Annotated in this window: 19 protein-coding genes; 8 read left to right on the top strand and 11 right to left on the bottom strand. The window is 63.2% G+C overall.

All coding sequences use genetic code 11. The features are described from left to right. Positions 1–80: 80 nt before the first annotated feature. Positions 81–503 carry a lysozyme inhibitor LprI family protein gene (locus NKH42_RS07310; RefSeq protein WP_352751200.1) on the bottom strand — a complete coding sequence of 141 codons (423 nt, stop codon included), beginning with the start codon at positions 501–503 and terminating at the stop codon, positions 81–83. Positions 504–738: 235 nt separating this feature from the next. Between NKH42_RS07310 and ykgO the strand changes: the two genes are divergently transcribed. Both ykgO and NKH42_RS07300 read left to right on the top strand, forming a co-directional pair. After that, positions 739–864, top strand: coding sequence for a type B 50S ribosomal protein L36 (gene ykgO / locus NKH42_RS07305; protein ID WP_006203764.1), 126 nt, complete (start codon positions 739–741; stop codon positions 862–864). A 94-nt stretch (positions 865–958) separates the two neighbouring features. Then, positions 959–1,558, top strand: coding sequence for a tetratricopeptide repeat protein (locus NKH42_RS07300; protein WP_352751202.1), 600 nt, complete (start codon positions 959–961; stop codon positions 1,556–1,558). A 72-nt stretch (positions 1,559–1,630) separates the two neighbouring features. Here the strand turns inward: NKH42_RS07300 and NKH42_RS07295 are convergent, their stop codons facing one another. The 3 genes from NKH42_RS07295 to NKH42_RS07285 form a co-directional block, all read right to left on the bottom strand. After that, a complete protein-coding gene (locus NKH42_RS07295) occupies positions 1,631–2,713 on the bottom strand; it encodes an NAD(P)H-dependent flavin oxidoreductase (RefSeq protein WP_352751204.1) in 1,083 nt (360 codons plus the stop codon). 207 nt (positions 2,714–2,920) lie between these two features. Next, positions 2,921–4,351: a pyruvate kinase gene (pyk, locus tag NKH42_RS07290; RefSeq protein ID WP_352504984.1), complete on the bottom strand. Its 1,431-nt coding sequence runs from the start codon at positions 4,349–4,351 to the stop codon at positions 2,921–2,923. Further along, positions 4,348–4,812, bottom strand: coding sequence for a DUF1036 domain-containing protein (locus NKH42_RS07285; RefSeq protein ID WP_502894192.1), 465 nt, complete (start codon positions 4,810–4,812; stop codon positions 4,348–4,350). Before NKH42_RS07285 ends, pyk begins: the two co-directional genes overlap by 4 nt. Positions 4,813–5,080: 268 nt before the next feature. Here NKH42_RS07285 and NKH42_RS07280 point away from each other — a divergent pair, with 268 nt between their 5' ends. From NKH42_RS07280 to NKH42_RS07265, 4 genes are all read left to right on the top strand, one after another. Then, entirely contained in the window at positions 5,081–5,878 is a 798-nt protein-coding gene (locus NKH42_RS07280; protein ID WP_254816514.1) for an N-formylglutamate amidohydrolase, read from the top strand. 26 nt (positions 5,879–5,904) lie between these two features. Next, positions 5,905–6,213, top strand: coding sequence for a DUF1244 domain-containing protein (locus tag NKH42_RS07275; protein WP_254816513.1), 309 nt, complete (start codon positions 5,905–5,907; stop codon positions 6,211–6,213). Between the two features lie 10 nt (positions 6,214–6,223). Further along, complete coding sequence (locus tag NKH42_RS07270; RefSeq protein ID WP_352751206.1) at positions 6,224–6,685, top strand: cupin domain-containing protein; 462 nt, start codon at positions 6,224–6,226, stop codon at positions 6,683–6,685. A gap of 146 nt (positions 6,686–6,831) precedes the next feature. Next, the gene (locus NKH42_RS07265) at positions 6,832–8,013 is read left to right on the top strand and encodes an MFS transporter (protein WP_352476143.1); all 1,182 of its coding nucleotides are present in this window, start codon (positions 6,832–6,834) and stop codon (positions 8,011–8,013) included. On the opposite strand, the gene NKH42_RS07260 is transcribed toward NKH42_RS07265, so the two are convergent. After that, positions 7,971–8,882 carry a LysR family transcriptional regulator gene (locus tag NKH42_RS07260; protein ID WP_352504982.1) on the bottom strand — a complete coding sequence of 304 codons (912 nt, stop codon included), beginning with the start codon at positions 8,880–8,882 and terminating at the stop codon, positions 7,971–7,973. The two genes, NKH42_RS07265 and NKH42_RS07260, sit on opposite strands and share 43 nt — an antisense overlap. 94 nt (positions 8,883–8,976) lie before the next feature. Between NKH42_RS07260 and NKH42_RS07255 the strand changes: the two genes are divergently transcribed. Continuing rightward, entirely contained in the window at positions 8,977–9,939 is a 963-nt protein-coding gene (locus NKH42_RS07255) for an SDR family oxidoreductase (protein ID WP_352504981.1), read from the top strand. 63 nt (positions 9,940–10,002) lie between these two features. On the opposite strand, the gene NKH42_RS07250 is transcribed toward NKH42_RS07255, so the two are convergent. From NKH42_RS07250 to NKH42_RS07225, 6 genes are all read right to left on the bottom strand, one after another. Next, on the bottom strand, positions 10,003–10,161 hold the full coding sequence (locus NKH42_RS07250) for a DUF3309 family protein (protein WP_023678456.1): 159 nt from the start codon (positions 10,159–10,161) through the stop codon (positions 10,003–10,005). Between the two features lie 98 nt (positions 10,162–10,259). Then, positions 10,260–13,436 carry an efflux RND transporter permease subunit gene (locus tag NKH42_RS07245; protein WP_352504980.1) on the bottom strand — a complete coding sequence of 1,059 codons (3,177 nt, stop codon included), beginning with the start codon at positions 13,434–13,436 and terminating at the stop codon, positions 10,260–10,262. Between the two features lie 2 nt (positions 13,437–13,438). Beyond that, positions 13,439–14,650 carry an efflux RND transporter periplasmic adaptor subunit gene (locus NKH42_RS07240; RefSeq protein ID WP_352476139.1) on the bottom strand — a complete coding sequence of 404 codons (1,212 nt, stop codon included), beginning with the start codon at positions 14,648–14,650 and terminating at the stop codon, positions 13,439–13,441. A gap of 385 nt (positions 14,651–15,035) precedes the next feature. Next, a complete protein-coding gene (locus NKH42_RS07235) occupies positions 15,036–16,166 on the bottom strand; it encodes a patatin-like phospholipase family protein (protein ID WP_352476433.1) in 1,131 nt (376 codons plus the stop codon). A 26-nt stretch (positions 16,167–16,192) separates the two neighbouring features. Beyond that, entirely contained in the window at positions 16,193–16,975 is a 783-nt protein-coding gene (locus tag NKH42_RS07230) for a 3-hydroxybutyrate dehydrogenase (RefSeq protein WP_352504979.1), read from the bottom strand. A 199-nt stretch (positions 16,976–17,174) separates the two neighbouring features. Then, on the bottom strand, positions 17,175–18,263 hold the full coding sequence (locus NKH42_RS07225) for a citrate synthase/methylcitrate synthase (RefSeq protein ID WP_352504978.1): 1,089 nt from the start codon (positions 18,261–18,263) through the stop codon (positions 17,175–17,177). Positions 18,264–18,355: 92 nt separating this feature from the next. Between NKH42_RS07225 and NKH42_RS07220 the strand changes: the two genes are divergently transcribed. Then, positions 18,356–19,504 (top strand): citrate/2-methylcitrate synthase, encoded by a 1,149-nt coding sequence (locus tag NKH42_RS07220; RefSeq protein ID WP_352504977.1) that lies wholly within the window; start codon positions 18,356–18,358, stop codon positions 19,502–19,504. The last annotated feature ends 34 nt before the right edge of the window (positions 19,505–19,538 follow it).

Genomic DNA, 19,538 nt, shown 5'->3' with positions numbered 1-19,538 from the left:
GAACCGAAGGTCCGCGCTAGCGAAAAGTGGAATCCGGTTTCGGAAAAGATCATGCTCAAACACAAAGTTAGAACCTACGCTTACTGGATGTCGCCGCTCTCGTCCTCGTCGGGGCTGGCGCAGCTCACATCGCCTTCCACGCAGGTCGAATCGGCGGTGAGCTGCTTGGTGCGATCGTCGGTCAGCCGCGTCAGGCATTCCGATATCAGCATCGGATAGATCGAGCCGCCTTCGCTGTCCGCGGCGGAATAGCTGCATTCCGCGTCGCGAAAAGCGATCCAGGCGCGCTGCGCCGTCTGCAACAGCTTCCTGGCTTTTGCGTCACTTCCGCCGATGAGATCCTGGTAGGCCTTGTTGAGCTTGGCGTCGGCGGATTTGTAGTCCGCGTCGGCGCAGATGTTCATCATCTGCTGGCTGTCGTCATTGCGGTCGCATTCCTGCGCATGGGCAACAGAGCCTGCCGCGAGGACGACAAGACAGGCGGACACAAGAATTCGGCGCATGACGATCTCCAATTCGCAACCGCATCATTCCAGCCGTCGCAAGCCTGCGCAATGCCGCAAGGCGCCAGTGGCGGATATTTGATGATACGAAACGGTCCGTATCGTTTAGGCAACGCGCTTGCGGTTGACACGGGCAACGCTCCTCGTCTATGAGCCACGCACAGTTCAAAGGCGCGTCTGTGGGCGCGCCTTAATAATTCGGCCCGTGACCGGGCCCAGACCGACGGGCAAGACCATGAAAATCAAGAATTCGCTTAAGGCGTTGAAGGCGCGTCACCGCGACAACCAGCTGGTTCGTCGCAAGGGCCGCATCTACATCATCAACAAGACCGCGCCGCGCTACAAGGCGCGCCAGGGTTGAGTTTTCGACGGAGGCTGCGCGCCTCCGTTCGCATGATACGACACTCACGCTAAATTCAGTTTGACGATCCGGCGTCGGGGGCTAGATTCCCGCGATGCGGATTCTTTTTGCATTTTTCACGGCTTTCCTCGTTTCCGGCGCTGTCTCGCTGCCGGCGTGGGCTGAAGATCCGACCACAACTCCGCCGACAGCACCTCCGGTCGTCAAGACGAAACAGGCGCGGCTCGATCAGCTGTTTGCCGATCTCAAGCGCGAACGCAATGAAAAGGCGGCCGAGCGCATTGCCGGACGCATCGGCAGCGAGTGGTCCCAGTCGGGCAGTGCCTCTATCGACCTGATGATGCAATGGTCGCAGAAGGCAATCGAAAACCAGAAATTCGATGTTGCACTCGATTTTCTTGATCAGGTGGTGACTTTGCAGCCGACCTATGCGGAAGGCTGGAACCGCCGCGCCACTGTTCATTTCATGATGAAGAACTACGGAAAATCAATGGCGGACATCGACCGCACCCTGCAGCTCGAACCACGCCATTTCGGCGCGCTGTCCGGCCTGGCTCAGATCATGGCCGAAACCGGCCACAAGCAGTCGGCAGTTGAAGCCTGGCAGCGCGTTCTCGGCATCTACCCGATGATGCGCAGCGCCCAGGACCAGGTCGCCGCACTTTCCGAGGAGCTTGCCGGCGAAGGCATTTGAAGCCAGTAAGGGAATAGGGGAGTAAGGCAGTAGGTGAGTGGTGTAGATTGCACTGCGGAAACGCATGCTCCCCTACTCCCCTACTCCCCTACAGGCCCGATCTATGCCGCTTGCTTCCGTGACGAGTTTCTCCACAAGCGCGGCGGCCGGCATCTGCCGCAGCTTCGCAACGCCCTGCCCGGCCCAAATGGGCAAGAAGTCAGCCCGCTTGCTTTCATCCTTCGCCATCGAAAGCGGCATGACCAGACTCGCCTGTAGCGGAAACGCCAGCGCAGCATCTTCCTCACCAGCCATTTCCATCACAAACCGGTTGCGCACCACGCGCGCTGGGCGGCCAGTGAAGCAGCGGGTCACCGACGTGCTCTCGTCGTTGGCCGAGCGCAATGCTGCGCGATAGACTGGCTGCACATTGGCTTCAGGACAGGCCAGGAAAGCCGTGCCGATCTGCACACCAGATGCACCAAGTGCAAAGCTGGCGGCAATGCCGCGACCGTCGAAGATACCGCCGGCGGCAATTACAGGCACCCGCACGGCATCAACAATCTGCGGTACGAAGGCCATGGTGCCGGCTGTGCCGATAGCAGGGTCGCCAGTGAATGTGCCGCGATGCCCACCGGCCTCGTATCCCTGGGCGATAATGGCGTCCACCCCTCCTGCCTCAAGCTGGCGCGCTTCCGAGACGGTGGTAGCCGAACACAAGACAGTACAGCCGGCCGCTTTCAACTGCTGCACAATTGCGGTGTCGGGTAGGCCGAAGTGGAAGCTGACCACCTTCGGGCGCAGCTCGAGCACGATTTCGAGACGCTCACGATCGAAGGTGGGGAAGGGCTCGCCCGGCTCGGGCACCGGTCCGAGGCCGACCTCCTCATAGCAGCCGCGAAGGCGGTCGCGCATAGTTTGTGCAGCCGCATCATCGCGTGCCGGCGCCGGGTGCGCAAAGAAGTTGACGTTGACCGGACGATTGGTGGCGTGCTGTGTCGCCGTGAGCTGCTCGCGGATAGCCGCAGCAGGCAGAATACCGCATCCGAGCGAGCCTAGTGCCCCGGCATTGCTGACCGCCGCCGCGAGTTCCGGTGTGGTGACGCCGCTCATCGGCGCCTGGATTATCGGGTGCTCAATGCCGAGGAGTTCCAGAAGATCAGTGCGCATCCACATTGGATCACCCTCCTCTTTCTCCCAGGAGAGATTAGCTTAACTGACTTCCAGCTCAAGTCGAACAGGACCTTCGAACCGCCGGCTGCAGGCCGATGCAAGCTGGCGGAGTTCGGCGTCGATCCTAACCCGACTGCCGTCGATGCGCCGGGCTGGCGCCGTGTTTACGACGCGCCATGCAGCCGGCCGATCCGCCAGCCGCCGCCGGCATTAGCGTCCGACTTCCGATCCGACATAGGCGATGCGCAGCATGTTGGTCGAACCGGGCGTCCTGAGCGGAACGCCGGCCGTGATGATGACGCGGTCGCCGGGCTTGCCGAAACCTTCGTCGAAGGCGATGCGGCAGGCGCGATCGACCATATCGTCGAGGTCGATGGCATCGGGAGAAACGACGCAATGCGTGCCCCACAACAGCGACAGCCGCCGCGCCGTGTTGAGGATCGGCGACAATGCGACGATCGGCACTTGCGGCCGCTCACGCGCGGCGCGCAGGCCGGTTGTACCCGAGGCCGTGTAGGTGATGATGGCCGACAGCTTCAGCGTCTCGGCGATCTCGCGGGCAGCAAGCGAAATGGCGTCGGCGCCGGTCGCTTCCGGTTCCGAGCGCTGCGCGTTGATGATGCCGGCGTAGGTCGGGTCGGTTTCGACCTTGGTGGCGATCCGGTTCATCATCGCCACCGCTTCGACCGGGTAGGCGCCGGCGGCGGACTCCGCCGAAAGCATGATCGCGTCGGCGCCTTCAAACACGGCGATCGAGACGTCCGAGACTTCGGCGCGGGTCGGCACCGGCGCGGTGATCATCGATTCCAGCATCTGCGTGGCAACCACCACAGGCTTGCCGGCGCGGCGGGCGGCGCGGGTGATCTGCTTCTGAATGCCAGGCACGGCTTCGAGCGGCATCTCGACGCCGAGATCGCCGCGGGCGACCATCAGCGCATCCGAAAGCTCGATGATCTCGGCCAGCCGGGCGACGGCCTGCGGCTTTTCGATCTTGGCCATGATCAGCGCCCGGCCGCGCGCGATCTTGCGCGCTTCGGCCAGGTCCTCGGGCCGCTGCACGAAGGACAGCGCCACCCAGTCGACGCCGGTCGCCAGAACTGCGTCAAGATCCCGGCGGTCCTTTTCCGTCAGCGCGCCGACCGGCAGGTCGGTGTCGGGCAGGCTGACGCCCTTCTTGTCGGAAATGGTGGTGCCGGCGACGACGGTGCAGACGATCGCCTGGCCGTTGCTGCTGACCGCCTTGAGCTCGAGCTTGCCGTCGTCGATCAGCAGGCGATGACCGGCCTCGACCGAACGCAGGATTTCGGGATGCGGCAGGTAGACCCTCTTCGAATTGCCGGGCTCGGGATTGTCGTCGAGCGTGAAGGTCTGGCCGACGGTCAGCACTTCTTTGCCGTTGGCGAACTTACCGACGCGCAGCTTTGGCCCTTGCAGGTCGGCAAGAACGCCGATCGGCCGGCCGACCGCCTCCTCGACGGCACGAATGCGGCCGACAAGCGTCCGCATCAATTCATGGTCGGTGTGGCTCATATTGATCCGGAACACGTCGGCACCGGCTTCGAACAGCTTCTTCAGCATCTCCTCGGACGAGGAGGCCGGACCGATGGTGGCGAGGATCTTGACCTTGCGGCTGCGTCTCATTGACTGTTTGTTCCCGGGGCGGCTGCAGCGCCATCCGTTGCGGGCTCGTCAGTCAGCTGGACCATCCAGCTTGCCTGCTCGCCCGTGTCATATTCCTGAAATCCGGCGCGCTGAAAGCCCCGGGCGACGCAGTCGGTAACGCCGGCGATCTTGAACTCTTTTTCGGCCACGCACATGTTGATCGGGCCATCCCAGCGTCCGCCGCGCTCGGCGTCTTCTGCATAAAGATAGTAAAACCTTGATGACAGCGGTCCCTCGATCAGCGTCTTGCAGCTCGATCCTTCGATGTGCCACCAGCCTTCGGTGATCCAGCCGGCCTTGGCGCGATAGCCGATGCCGACGCCGACCAGGTTCTGCGTGGCGTTGCAGACCCGGAAATCGGCCCGTGCCGGCGAGGCCGTGATCACCGCGAAAAGGCCCATTGCCGGTATCAGGAGCGGCATGGCCAAGGCATGGCGCACACGCAGCCTGCCGGCGAAACCCATCCTGAAACCCCTCAAGAACCACATTTGCATCTCTCAACGCCCCTTTTCGGAAAAGTCCGTACGCATGTCAACGCGCCGATCTGTCCAATTCCAATCGATTTAGAAGGCTCCGGCGCGCTTGCGGTCGCCCCTGCTCAGTTTTTTGGCAGAAACCGTGGCCAAACAACGGCATTGCGCAAGCGTTCTCTTCGTGGAATGACGATACCACCCTCCCAGGAAGCCCGCGAACAGACCTTTCCCGCCGATGACCCGATCCACAGTTTTCGCGCCTTTCGACATCGTCGAAGGCGACCGCAAGCGCGGCATGGTGCTTTTGGCCGATCACGCTCGCCGCGACCTGCCGGAGGAGTATGGCAGCCTTGGCCTGCCAGCGGCGGAGTTCGACCGCCACATCGCCTACGACATCGGCGTCGAGACTGTAACCCGCGAACTCGCAAGTCTGCTCGGCGTTCCGGCGGTGCTTGCCAATTTTTCACGGCTGCTGATCGATCCCAATCGCGGCGAGGACGATCCAACGCTGATTCGCCAGCTCTATGACGGCACCATCATCCCGGGAAATTATCCCATGGCGCCGGAGGAACGCGAAAGACGTCTGGACCGCTTTTACCGCCCCTATCATGATGCCGTCGGCGCCATGATCGCCTCGGTGGCGCAAGCGTCCGCGCAGGCACCTTTCATCTTTTCGGTGCATTCCTTCACGCCGACCATGCAGGGCTTCGTGCGGCCGTGGCACGTCGGCATATTATGGGATCTCGACGATCGCGTTGCGCGGCCGCTGATCGACATGCTCGCCAAGGACAAGAGCCTCATCGTCGGCGACAACGAACCCTATGACGGCGCACTACGCGGCGATACCATGTTCAGGCACGCCATCGTCAACGGATTTGCCCATGCGCTGCTCGAGATCCGCCAGGACCTGATCGCCGACCTTAAGGGTGCCCTCGACTGGGCCGAACGGCTGGCGCCGATCGTTGACGCGATCGATCGACGTGCCGATATACATGCGGTGAAAATATTCGGCTCGCGCACCGGACCGGTGTGACGAAAGGCCCAAGGGACGCCAAAGACATGACCGAACTCAGCGACGAACAAAAGCGCGATTTCGAAGCCGCTGCCTTCCGCCGGCTGGTCGCGCATCTGCGCGAGCGTTCCGACGTGCAGAACATCGACCTGATGAACCTCGCCGGCTTCTGCCGCAACTGCCTGTCCAACTGGTACCGCGATGCGGCGCAGGCCGAGGGTGTCGAACTCAGCAAGGAACAGTCGCGCGAGATCATCTACGGCATGCCCTATGCCGAGTGGCAGGCACTGAACCAGATCGAAGCCTCCGATGCCAAGAAGGCCGAGTTCGAGGCAAGGCGCCCCAGGGATCACTAGGGAGGACGCCGTGCCTAAGATTGACGTTGCCGACGTGCCCGGACGCAAGGGCTCATCCTATCCACCGCCGTTCGATGCACCCTGTGCCGAACGCGTGCGGCAGCGGCTGGGCAACGCAGGCGGGCTCACCGACTTCGGTATCAATCTCATGCGCCTGCCGCCGGGCAACTGGTCGAGCCAGCGCCACTGGCATTCGCACGAAGACGAATTCGTCTACGTGCTTGAAGGCGAGCTGACGCTCGTCGAAGATGCCGGTGAGACGGTGCTGCGCGCCGGTGGCTGCGCGGCCTTTCCGAAAGGATCAGGCAACGGCCATCACATGATCAACAAATCGGGCGCGATGGCGATCTATCTCGAAGTCGGTTCGCGCTGGCCCGACGACGTCGCCACCTGCTCCGACATCGACATGATGAGCACCAACGCTGATGGCCGGTTTGTGCACAAGGATGGCGCGCCTTATCCCGAGCCGTAAGGATTTCGGAGTGGACCGCCGAGATGGTTGGCCGACGCGAGAGGACGTAGCGCCTGGTCCAAGCACTTTCGGCGAAGAGCGCTTGACTGTGAATTGAATCGATCTAATTTGCCGCGCGAAGCCATTTCCGGACCGGATTCTACCCGATGGACGCGCAGAAAATGACGCAGACCGCGATTCGTGGACGCTGGGCAGTGGCCGGCATCTTCCTCGCCAATGGCTTCCTGACCGGGAGCTGGGCGCCGCAGATCCCGGTGTTCCTCACCCGGCTGGACATAAGCAAATTCACGCTCGGCCTGTTGATTCTGTTGTTCGGGGCCGGGGCCGTAACCGCCATGACCTGGTGCGGCCATCTGATCTCGAAGCATGGCTCGCGCACGGTGCTGCGCTGGTTCGGACTTGCCGGCAGCTTCGGCCTGTTGGTCGTGGCTCTGGCCCCCAACGTGCCCTTGGCGGCAATCGCCATGTTCATCTTCGGCGGTTCGATCGGCGGCATGGACGTCGCCATGAATGCCAATGCAGTGGCAGTCGAACGGCGGCTGTCCCGTGCCATCATGTCGTCCTCGCACGGCTTCTGGAGCCTTGGCGGTTTCGCTGGCGGCGCTTTGGGCGGTTTCGCCATCCAGAACTACGGTCACCTCGCCCATGCGACGGTGGTGACGGCTCTTGCCTTTGCCGTCATCGCCGTAGCGATCCGCTACCTGATCGCCGAGGACAAGCACCCAGTCGCCGAGCACCACAAATTCGCGCTGCCGGCAAACCCGCTGGTTTATCTGGTTGGGCTGATGGCGCTGCTGACGATGATCTCCGAAGGTGCGGTGCTCGACTGGGCGGCGCTGTATCTCAGGCAGGAGCTCGGTGCCGATCTTGCCATCGCAGGCCTGGCCTACGCCGCCTTTTCCGGTGTCATGGCCGTCATGCGCTTCCTTGGTGATGGCGTCCGCAACCGTTTCGGTGCCGTTACGACGTTGCGCGCCTCGGCTCTTGCCGCTGCTGCCGGCATGCTGGTGGCCGGGCTGGCTCCCTCGCCCTGGCTCGCCATTGCCGCCTTCGCCTTTTGCGGTCTCGGCATTGCCAACATGGTGCCGATCATCTTTTCGGCCGGCGGCAACCAGGAGGGCATGGCGTCCGGCACCGGCATGAGCGTCGTCACCACAATGGGTTACTCAGGCATTCTGGTGGCGCCGTCGGCGATCGGCTTCATCGCCGAACACTCGAGCTTCGGCCCGATCTTCGTCGCTCTTTCCGGGCTGCTGATCGTCGTGCTGTTGATGGCCGGGCTCGCTCACCGCGCTGAATTCGCAGCCGAGGCAGCACCGGCTGAATAGCGCTTGAACTCTTCGTAGAGGAAATCCGCGACGCGGCGGATGCGGACGCTTGTACGCACGTCGCGGTGCATGGCCAGCCACACCGGCAGCGTCGGCAGCGGGAGACCCGGCAGCACTGTCTCGACCAGCGGATCACGGTCGGCGAGCGGCTCCTGGCCAAAGCCGATGCCGTTTCCCGCCCGCACCGCTTCCCACAGCACGATCTGATTATCGGTCCTGAAGCGGAAGGCATTGCGGGCAAGCGGGACGCCGAACTGGGCAAAGCCGCGAATGATCTCATCGCTGCGGTCGAAGCCGACCAGATCATGGCCGGCGAGATCGCGCGCCTCGCGCGGACGGCCACGCCGGTCGAGATAGGATTTTGCCGCGCAGGCGCGGAGCGGAATGTCGGTCACCTTGCGCGCGACCAGTTCATTCTGCGCCGGCTTGACCATGCGAATGGCGATATCGGCATCGCGACGCAGCAGATTCTCGACCTGGTTCGAGGCGACGATCTCGACCTCGATGCCCGGCTCCTCGAAACCAAGCCTCGCGGTGATTTCTGGCAGCACATAGGCCGCCACCACTTCGCTGGCGGCAATGCGCACCGTACCCTCTATCGCCTCGACCGATCCCAGCGCCAGCAGCGAAAAGGCACTTGCCTGCTCGCTCACCGCGCGACCCTGTTCAAAGAGCGTGCTGCCTGCTTCCGTGAGCGCATAGCCACGCCGCCCACGCCGGAACAGGGTGACGCCGAGCGCCTGTTCCAGCTCGGCGATGTGGCGGCCGAGCGTCGGCTGGCTTGCGGCAAGTTTTCGCGCGGCGGCAGACAGGCTGCCGGTCTCCGCCACCGTGACGAAACTCTTGATCAGGTTCCAATCGATATCCATTCAAAATTGAATATCAGATCACCAGCTTTAGTCAATTTTCATTCGCTTGCGAAGAGACCACAACAGGCTCGCAACACAAACACGGAGACGAACAATGACCAAGATCGCGATTCTCGGCGCCAACGGCCGGCTCGGCCGTGCGGTGGCCAAGGCCTTCCTCGATGCCGGCTACGGTGTCCGCGCCGTCACCCGCGGCGGCAAGGTGCCGGCCGAGCTCAAAGGCGCCGCCGCAATCGCCGGCGACGCGCTCGACCGCAACGCGCTGATCCGCGCCACCGAAGGCGTCGACATTATCTTCAACGGCCTCAACCCGCTCTACACCGACTGGGGCAAGTGTCTGCCGATGGCGGAGAACGTCATGGCTGCCTGCCGGGCGAACGGCGCACTGCATCTCTTCCCGGGCACCGTCTACAATTACGGCTCGCCGATGCCGGCGGTGATCGCCGAAGACGCGCCGTTTCGCCCAACGACGGAAAAGGGCCGCATCCGCGTCGCCATGGAAGATCTGTTTCGCCGCGAGGCCGACGCGGGTCGGGTGCGCACGATCCTGCTGCGCGCCGGTGATTTCTTCGGCGGCACCGGCAGCGGATCGTGGTTCGATCTGGTTGTCGCCGCCAAGATGACCAAGGGTATCTATACGGCACCGGGACCGGTCGATCTCGTGCATGAATGGGCCTATCTGCCCGACCTGGCCAAGGCCTTCGTCGGGCTGGCTGACAATCTCGACAAGCTCGGCTCATACGAGGCGCTGAATTTTCCCGGCCATGCTGTGACCGACCTCCAGATCAAGGCAGCCGCGGAGAAGGCGCTCGGACGCGCGCTGAAGCTGACGAAGATGCCGTGGTGGGTGCTGCGCGCCGGCAGCCCGTTCGTGGCGATGTGGCGCGAGATCGTTTCGATGTGCTATCTCCGCTTCGAGCCGCACCGGCTGGCTTCAGCCCGGCTGGAAGGCATTATCAGTACGATCCCGCACACGCCGCTGGAAGATGCAGTATCGGAAGCGCTTGAGGATATCGGCATCGCCACAACCAAGCCGGTGCAGCAAGCTGCCCAATAAGGAAGTTGAAAAAGACGGATGGTCTGACGGTCATCCGCCGCTTGTCCGGACCAATGATTGCGCTCAGATCCGGCCCATCAACAGCAGCACCAGGACAACGATCAGGATGACGCCGACGATGCCGGATGGGCCGTAACCCCAGGACCGAGAATGCGGCCACGCCGGAACCGCGCCGATCAGGATAAGAATAAGAATAATGATGAGAATGGTGCTGATCGTCATCAGAAAATCCTCGCTTTGAGGTTGCAATGACGAAACAATGCAGAAGGCCGCCCATTGTTCCCGGGCGGCCTTTGCTTGATCAGGGCAGCAATCGGACTCTATTCGGCGGCCTTCGGGAAGGCGATCGCCGGCTCGGCGCCCAGATCGGCCCCCAGGCCTTCCGAGGAGATCTCGGCCTTGCGACGCCCCAACAGGCGACTGAACCAGCCACGGCGCGCACCGGGTTTGACCTTGGCGCGCGTGAACACCATCAGCATCGACGGCGTTACCACCAGCGTCAGCACGGTGGCGAAGGACAGCCCGAAGACGATCGCCGAGGACAGCGAAATCCACCATTGCGTCGACGGCGCGTTGATCGTCGTCTCGTGGTGGAAGATTTCGAGGCCGAGGCCGAAAGCGATCGGCAGCACGCCAAGAATCGCCGACACTGCCGTCAGCACCACCGGGCGGGCACGTTCGCGGCAGGTCTGCAGAACGGCTTCGTATTTGTCCCAGCCCTCTTCGCGCAACCGGTCATAGGTGTCGATCAGCACGATGTTGTTGTTCACCACCACGCCGGCCAGCGCGATGACACCAATGCCCGACATGACGATGCCGAATGCCTCTCCCGTCAGCAGCAGCCCGAGGAACACGCCGATCGTCGCCATGACCACGCAGGACAGCACCAACCAGACGCTGGTGAACTTGTTGAACTGCGCCAGAAGCACGATGAAGATCAGGAAGATCGCCGCACCGAAGGCTTTGCTGAGGAAGGCCCCGGCCTCCGCACTGTCCTCATTCGAACCGGCAAGCTTCCAGCGAATGCCGCTGCCGAGGTTCATGTCGGCGACAGCTTTGGTGACCTCCTGCTGGACGGCAGCCACCTGGCCGCCGGCTGCGACGTTGGCCTGGACGACCACCGTTCGCGCACCGTCGATGCGGTTGAGGATACCGACCGTCGGCTCCGGCTTGCGCACGACGAAGTTCGAGATCGGCACCGAGCCTTGCGCGGTCTGCACCCTGAGTTCGTCGAGCGTCGACAGCGTGCGCCGATCCTCGGGCAGGCGCAGCCTGATGTCCACCGCATCGTCGGCGCCGGCGGGCCGGTACTCGCTGAGCTTCAGCCCGTTGGTCACCAATTGCACGACCGTCCCGACCGCGGTCGGACTGATGCCGTACTGCGCCGCCTTGGCGCGATCGACCTCGAGCGCCCAGTCGACCCCGGGCGGCGCCAGACCATCGGAAATATCGATGACGCCGGGCACCTTGGCAATGCGCGCGGCGACGGCGCGGGCCTTGTCGTCAAGGCCCTTCGGATCGACGGCCGAAAGCCTGATCTGGATCGGCTTGCCGGTGGGCGGGCCGGCTTCCGGCACGCGAACCTCGACGTCGACACCGGGAATGCCGGCCATCACGCCGCGCAGTTCGTCCAGGATTGAGTTCGCCGATTTGCGCTCGCGCCAGTCGACGAATTCGTACTGGATCACGCCGACCACGTCTTCCGGAACGTCCTGGCCGCCGCCCTGCGTCTTGCCTACACGCGTATAGACGGACTTCACGCCCGGCCAACCGAGCAGCCGATTTTCCGCCGTCTTGGTGGCCGCGTCCATTTCGGCAAGCGAAAGATTGCCGCGGGCGTGGACATAGAGCAGGCCGTAGTCAGGCTCGACATTCGGGAAGAATTCGACGCCGGCGCCGAATTTCGAATAGGCGTAGCCGACGCCGAACAACAGCGCCACAGTAAGGACAAGCACGGTGATGGGATAGTGCACCGCCTGCTTGACCACGGCCATGTACCAGCCGTCGCGATTGTCGTCGGGGTGATGGGCCGGCGCCTTGGCAAATATCGCGCCCAGCGTCGGTGCGAAGACCAGCGCATAGAGCATCGAGGCCGAGAGCGTCACGATCAGCGTGATCGGCATATATTTCATGAAGTCGCCGATGATTCCCGGCCAGAACAACAGCGGCGAGAAGGCGGCAATGCGCGTCATCGTCGCCGCGATGACCGGGCCGGCCATGCGCTTGGCGGCAAGCGCGAACGCCTCTTGCTTCGGCATGCCCTCGCTCATGCGACGCTCGGCGAATTCGGTGACGATAATGGCGTCGTCGACCAGCATGCCGACCGCCAGGATCAGGCTGAACAGCACGATCATGTTGATCGTGTAGCCCATCATTGCCAGCAACAGGATACCGATCAGGAAGGATGAGGGGATGGCCAGTCCGATCAGCAGCGAGGCACGGCCGGACAGCGCGTAGAGGATAACGATGAACACCAGGATGACGGCGATCATCACGTGGTTCTGCAGGTCGCCGAGCAACTGGTTCACGAAAACGGACTTGTCTTGCGTGTAGGTGACGTGCATGCCCTCCGGCATCGTCTTGATGAAGGCGTCGGACACCTCCCTGACCTTGCCAATCGTATCGATCAGGTTGGAGCCGATGCGCTTCTTCACCTCGATGGCAATCGCCGGCTTGCCGTCGAGGCGGGTAACCGTCTCGGCGTCCTTGAAGGTCGAGCGGATGGTGGCGATATCCTTGGCCTGCACCACGGCATTGGGGCCGGCGACGACCGGAAGCGCCGCCACATCCTCTGGCGTCTCGATAAGCGACGGCACCTTGACTGCGTATTTGCCCTCGGACCCTTCGATATTGCCGGCGGCGACAAGACTGTTGGAAGCGCCGACCGCACCGATCAACTGGTCGAGCTGCAGCCCGTAGGAAGACAGCTTCATCGGATCGATGACCACTTCGACGAGGTCGTCGCGCGCACCCTGCAGCGAGCCCTCGAGCACACCAGGCACTTCCTCGATGCGGTCGCGCAACTCGCGCGCCGCCGCCGTCAGCACGCGCTCGGGCACCTCGCCCGACAGCGTCACGACCAGGACGGGGAACTCGGAGATGTTGACCTCTGAGACCACGGGCTCCTCGGCCGCTTGCGGCAGGTCGGCCTTGCCGTCCTGCACCTTGCTGCGCGTGTCCTGCAGCGCGGTGGCGAGATCCGTCTGTGGCTGGAATTCGACCAGCACATAGCCGCCGCCCTGGAAGGCGGCCGAGCGCATCTCCTTGAGGCCCTTCAGGCTCTTCAGCTTGGCTTCCATCGGCCGCAGCAAGAGGCGCTCGGAATCTTCCGGCGAGATGCCTTGGTAGATCAGGCTGATATACATCATCGGAATCGGAACGTCCGGTTCCGCTTCCTTCGGCGTCGACTGGTAAGCGACCGCACCGGCAAGGATGAGAAAGACCAGGACCGATATGGTCAGCCGGGCATTGCTGATTGCAAGTTTGACGATGTCCATGATTACTGCGTCCCGGTCGTCGCTTCGCCCAACAGCTTTTGGATGGTCGCCTGGTCCGCTTCGACCGGCTTGACCACTTCGCCTTCCTTCACCAGCTCCTGGCCGGCGACGATGATGCGGGCGTCGGCCGGAATGCCGCCAAGCACCAGGCCGGTCGGCGTGTCGTCGACCAGGTCGATCGGGAAGAACACGACCTTGTCGTCCTTGTCGACGGCGCGGATGCCGAGGTCGCCCTTGTCGCCGAGCGTCACCACCGAGCGCGGCAGCATGACGGCGTCGGTCGGCTGGGCGCTGAGCGCGATTTCGGCCGTCATGCCGGCCGGTACGGAACCATCTGCATTCGGGATGGCGACTTCGACCCGGAAGGTACGGGTTGCCGATGATGCATCCCGGCTGATGTAGCGCACGATGCCCTCGACGTTCTGGCCGCTGACCAGACGCACATTCGCCTTGTCACCGATCTTCAGATAGCCGAGATCGCGTTCGCTGACCTCGCCGCGCGCAATCACCGGGTCGAGGCTGAGAATAGTAGCCACCTCGCCGCCCTGCATCACGGAACTGCCAAGCTCCACCGGCACCCGGTCGATAACGCCGTCGAAGGGCGCCTTCACCTCATTGCGGTCGAGTTCGGCTTGCGCTGCGTCCAGTTGCGACTTGGCCAGCGTCAGGTTGGAGCGGGCTGTATCGAGCTGCAACTTGGGCAGATTGCCGGTTTTCATCAGCCGCAGGGCAGCAGCCAGCTCTGCCTCCCGCTGCACGACAAGCTGCTTGGCATTGTCGACCGCCGAGATTTTTTCCTCGGCGGCAAGCATCAGGATCAGGTCGCCGGTCTTGACGTGCTGACCCTGCTTGACCGGCAGCTTGTCGATAACGCCGGCGACGCGTGTCGCCAGGACGGCGCGCTTGTCGGCTTCGGTCAGTCCGGAAATGCGGATAGCGCGTGCATAGGTGCGCCGCGGCGGGGTTATGACCGCGACCGTGCGTAACGGCGCCTTGGGCTGTTCCGCCTCGGCAGTCCCCGGCTTGGCAGCCCCCTGTTCGCCAGTTTGGGGCTTGCCTGCGTCGGCTGTCTTGGGCTGCTCGACCTCTCCTGCCTTGGGCTTGTTGTCGGCGGACGCGCTGCCGACGGACGAGAACTCGCCTGTCGCCATCCAGCCGGCGAAACCGATGAGCACAACAATGGCAGCAAGCTTGTGAAACCTGAATTTCGGCATCGTTATTTTTCCAGTGCGCGGGGTTCGGCCAAGCCGCATCTTCTACTTGGGGCGCGTCGCCGATATGGGTGCGCGCGAGGCCGTATTCAAATTGCCGTGATCGGCGAAGCGCGCTTCTACCTCAAAGTTGCGGCGCAATATAGTCAGAAAAGTTGATGGATTGTTGCTTTGTCCGCAAAGATGCGGCTGCAGCATCGGCTGTTGATCGCCAAAACAGCGGTATGGCAGCAAGTGTCAGGATGATTGGACAGATTGCGATGTCATCTGCTTTGCGGAGGAGCGAGAGCAATTCCAGCAAAAGTGTGAAACGGTTTCCGTCCGGAATTGCGTCAAAACAAAAACAAAAAGATAGAGCGGTTCGGCGTTTCCGAAACGATGAACCGTTCTAGGCCGGACGGCGGGCGGCCTCGGGCTGCTTGCGCGCCGCAAGAAACTCCTTGACCCGGCGGCCCGGTGCGGGCCCGCGTACCGGCTTCAGGCCGTCATCGAGCTCGCCGGACAGATCGATCGTCGGCCGCTTGCCGACGGCGTCGTAATTTTCTTCCAGCCAGTCACTGGCCGCGGTGCGGCCGAGGTCGCGCAGATAGGCAAGGAACGCCCATTCAGCATTGACCTTGGACGATGCCGACAAATCCTTGAACGCTTCGTCGGCATCGATGCGGTGCATGCGTATGTCGCGATATTCGCCGTGCGGCAGTCGGCCGGCGGCGATCAATTCCTTGACGAAGGCGATCGAGCGGAATTCGCGCAACAGCCCGGCATTGAAGGTGATCTCGTCGATGCGATTCTGGATTTCATTGGCGCTCTTCGGCGTCCCCTCGCGGACCACCGGATTGATCTGAACCAAAAGCACGTCCTCGGTGGCCGCCGTCTTGAAAAACGGGAACAGTGCCGGGTTGCCGCCATAACCGCCATCCCAATAGGGCACGCCCTTGATCTCGACGGCACGGAACAATTGCGGCAGACAGGCCGACGCCATCACCGTGTCGAGGTCGATCTCGCCGTCCGAGAAGACCCGCAACTGGCCGGTCTCGACATTGGTAGCGGATATGAACAGTTCAATCGACTTGCAGGCGCGCACATTGTCGAAATCGATCTCACGTTCGACCACGTCGCGAAGCGGATTGATGGCGAGCGGATTGGCGACATAGGGCGAAAATACCCGAGACATCGTATCGAACAGGAAATAGCCGGGTGTGTTCTCGATCGACCAATTGCCCCAGGCGACGTCCCAAGGCATGCGCTGCACCGGGCTGAAGCGGCCCTTTGCCGCCACCGCACGCCAGAAATCGTCGAGCTTCCGCCGCGCACCCTCGACGCCGCCGCGGACAAAGCCGTCGGCCAGCGCCACGGCATTCATGGCGCCGGCGCTGGTGCCCGAAACCGCCGTTATATCGAGGCGCCCGTCCTCCAGCAGCCGATCGAGCACGCCCCAGGAAAACGCCCCGTGCGAGCCGCCGCCTTGCAGCGCGATGTTGATCTTCTTTGGCTCTTCCACCTTGCCGTTCTTCGGCATGGCGTGGCCCTTGACCGCTGGATGGCTCACTGAGCGGTCCAGCCGCCATCGACAGAGATGTGCGTGCCGTTGATCTGCGCCGCCGCATCCGAGCATAGGAACACTGCCGCCGCCGCAACCTGCTCGACGGTAACGAACTCCTTGGTCGGCTGCTTTTCGAGCATGACCTCGCGGACCACCGTCTCGCGGTCCATCTTGTTGGCCTTCATCTGATCGGGGATCTGCGCCTCGACCAGCGGCGTCAGCACATAGCCCGGACAAATGGCATTGCAGGTGATCTTGTCGCGCGCCAGCTCCAGAGCGACAGTCTTAGTCAAGCCCATAATGCCATGCTTGGCCGAGACATAGGCCGACTTGAACGGCGAGGCGACAAGGCCGTGGGCCGAGGCGACGTTGACGATCCGGCCGCCACCGGCCTGTTTCATCAACGGGATGGCGGCGGCGATGGTGTGGAAGGCCGATGACAGGTTGATGGCGATGATCGCATCCCACTTCTCGATCGGGAAGCTTTCCACCGGCGCGACATGCTGGATGCCGGCATTGTTGATCAGGATGTCGACCGAGCCGAATGCCTCGGCTGCCTTCGCCACCAAAGCCCGGCACTCGGCCGCCTTTGACATGTCGGCTTTGACATAGGCGGTCTTCACCTTGTGGTGCTTCGCGATCGCGTCTGCGATGGCGTGGTCGTCTGCGGTATCGGAAAAGGAATTGACGACGAGGTTGCAGCCTTCGGCCGCGAGCGCGTGGGCAATAGCCAGGCCGATGCCCGAGGTAGAACCCGTGACTATGGCGGTTTTTCTGGTAGTCAAGGCTGGCTATTCCTTTGAAGTGGGTTCCCGCGGAACCATGTTGCACTGCAGCATATAGGTTCTCTGCCATCCAAGAACAGCGGATGTGTGGAGCAATGACATGAAATTTTTGTCATGAGGACCTCTCTTATCTCGACGAGAGAGGTGTCCGGCACCGGCTATTGCGACCGGTTTCCGCAAGTATGCGAGGGAAAAATCCTCAGGCGACGAGGTCTGGGACCGGCCCGATATAGCGCGACTGCGGCCGGATCAGCCGTCCGCTCGTCTGCTGCTCGCGCGCATGGGCAATCCAGCCGGCGACGCGCCCGGCAGCAAAGACATTGGTGAACGCCTCTTTCGGAAAGCCCGCCGCTTCCAGCAGAAGTGCTGTGAAGAACTCGACATTGGTCTGGAGCGAGCGCGACGGCTTGGCGATGCGAAGCACTTCGAGCGCCGCTTGCTCGACGCTTTCGGCAAACCCCAGCCGGTGGGCGGCTACGCCCTTGGCGCCGAGTTGCCGCACCACCGCTTTCAGCACGTCGGCACGCGGATCGCGCACGCGGTAGATGCGATGCCCGAAGCCCATGATGCGGCGGCCGCGCCCGATCTCGTCACGCAGCCAGCCGGCGGCGTCGCCATGCGCCTCGATCGCATCCAGCATCTCGATCACCGGACCTGGGGCGCCGCCATGCAGCGGCCCCTTGAGCGCTCCGAGCCCGGCCAGCACCGCCGAAGTAAGCCCGGCCTGCGTCGAAGCGACCACGCGCGTGGCGAAGGTCGATGCGTTGAGGCCATGGTCGCAAACCGTCACGAGATAGGCATCGAGTGCCTTCGCCAACTTCGGCGAGGCCGCAATGCCGGTCAGCATCCGCAGCATGTCGGCGGCATGATCGGCCTTGCTATCGGGCGCAATCGGGCTTTCGCCGCGCTGCAAGCGCAGCAAGGCCGGCGTCAGCACGGCAGGTGCTGCAACCAGCCGCAGCGCGTCCGGCAATTTGCTGCCGTCCGGCAGCAGCGCAATGCCGGCGCGCATCGCGCTGTAGATATCGAGGGATGCGAGAAACGGCAGCAAGGGTTCGATCTGCCCGAACACTTCGCTGCGCGCCCGACCGATCGCGTTCGCCAGCTCCTTGTCGTCGGGAAAATCGTCGAAAAAGCCGTCGAACAGCAGATGGACCACCTCGGCGTATTTCCAGCGGCCTGCCAGTTCGGGCAACGAATGGCCCCGGATGGTCAGGCGGCCGCCAAGACCATCAACATCGGAGAGCACCGTTTCCGCCGCCACCACATCATCGAGCCCATTCGCCATTGGTTTTCTCCTTGACCCTTTCCGCGCGGTAGATAAGGGTTGGCGACTGGATCATCAATCTTGATCAACAGAATCAACATGACAGGACTGACATGACGGAGTGGCTGACGCGGGACGAGGCCCTGGAGCGTCTCAAGGTGCGCGCCCAGACGCTCTATGCCTATGTCAGCCGCGGGCGCATCGGCATGCGGCCGGATGGGGCGGATCCACGCCGTAGCCAGTATCGCGCCGACGACATCGCGGCGCTGGCGAGCCGCCGGGCGCGCGGCCGAAATCCTCAGGCCATCGCCGAAAGTGCAATTGCCTGGGGCGAGCCGGCGATAGCCACCACGATCTCGACCGTTTTGCACGGCCGCCTCGTCTATCGCGGCCAGGATGCGGTTGCACTCTGCGAGGCTGCCACGCTGGAGCAGACGGCAAACCTGCTTTGGGCGTCTGACGCACCAGTGTCGTTTGTCTCGGCGAGCCGCCATGGCAACGGCGCAACTGGCCGGCCGGCCGCCTTCGCGGGATTGGCCGCGTTGGCGGCCAAGGGCCGGCCTTCGCTCGGCCGCCGATCAGCTTCGCTCAACCACGATGCGGCCGGCGCCATCGCCGCCTTGGCCCAGGCGCTCGGCGCGATTCCCGGAACCGGTGCCGTGCACGAAAGGCTGGCGCGGCGATGGTCGCTCGATGCGGCCGGCGCAGACTTGATCCGCCGCTCGCTCGTACTGTTGGCCGATCACGAATTGAACGCATCGACCTTCGCCGCACGGGTCGCCGCGTCCACCGGCGCACCTGTTTCGGCCTGCCTGCTTGCCGGCCTCGCCACGCTCTCCGGTCCGCGCCATGGCGCCGCCGCGGAGGCCGTCATGATATTGGGTGAGGATGCGCAGAGATTGGGGCCGGATGCGGCCGTCGGACGCTGGCTCGGTCACGACATGCCACTGCCCGGATTTGGCCATCCGCTTTATCCCGACGGCGATCCGCGCGCCGAACCTTTGCTGGCCGCTATCGATGTCGATGACGGGCTGCTGCGGCTTTGGGATGCGGCCTTTGCGGCAACGGGCATGCGCCCGAACGTCGATTTCGCCTTGGCTGCCCTGACGCGCAGCCTCCGCTTGCCGTCCGATGCGCCGTTCCGTCTGTTTGCGCTCGGCCGCAGCGTCGGCTGGGCCGCGCACGCGGTGGAACAGGTGACAAGCAACGGCCTGATCCGGCCACGCGCCCGCTACCAGGGACCGCTGCCGGAGTTCCATTAGCTGGTGGCGCAATCCCGGTCCCTTTTTTGGGTGC

Origin of the sequence: Mesorhizobium sp. M1142 (assembly GCF_040318565.1) — a bacterium.
Lineage (GTDB): Bacteria > Pseudomonadota > Alphaproteobacteria > Rhizobiales > Rhizobiaceae > Mesorhizobium.
Note: the sequence above shows the minus strand (reverse complement) of the source record. Positions and strands in the feature narration are given on the sequence as shown.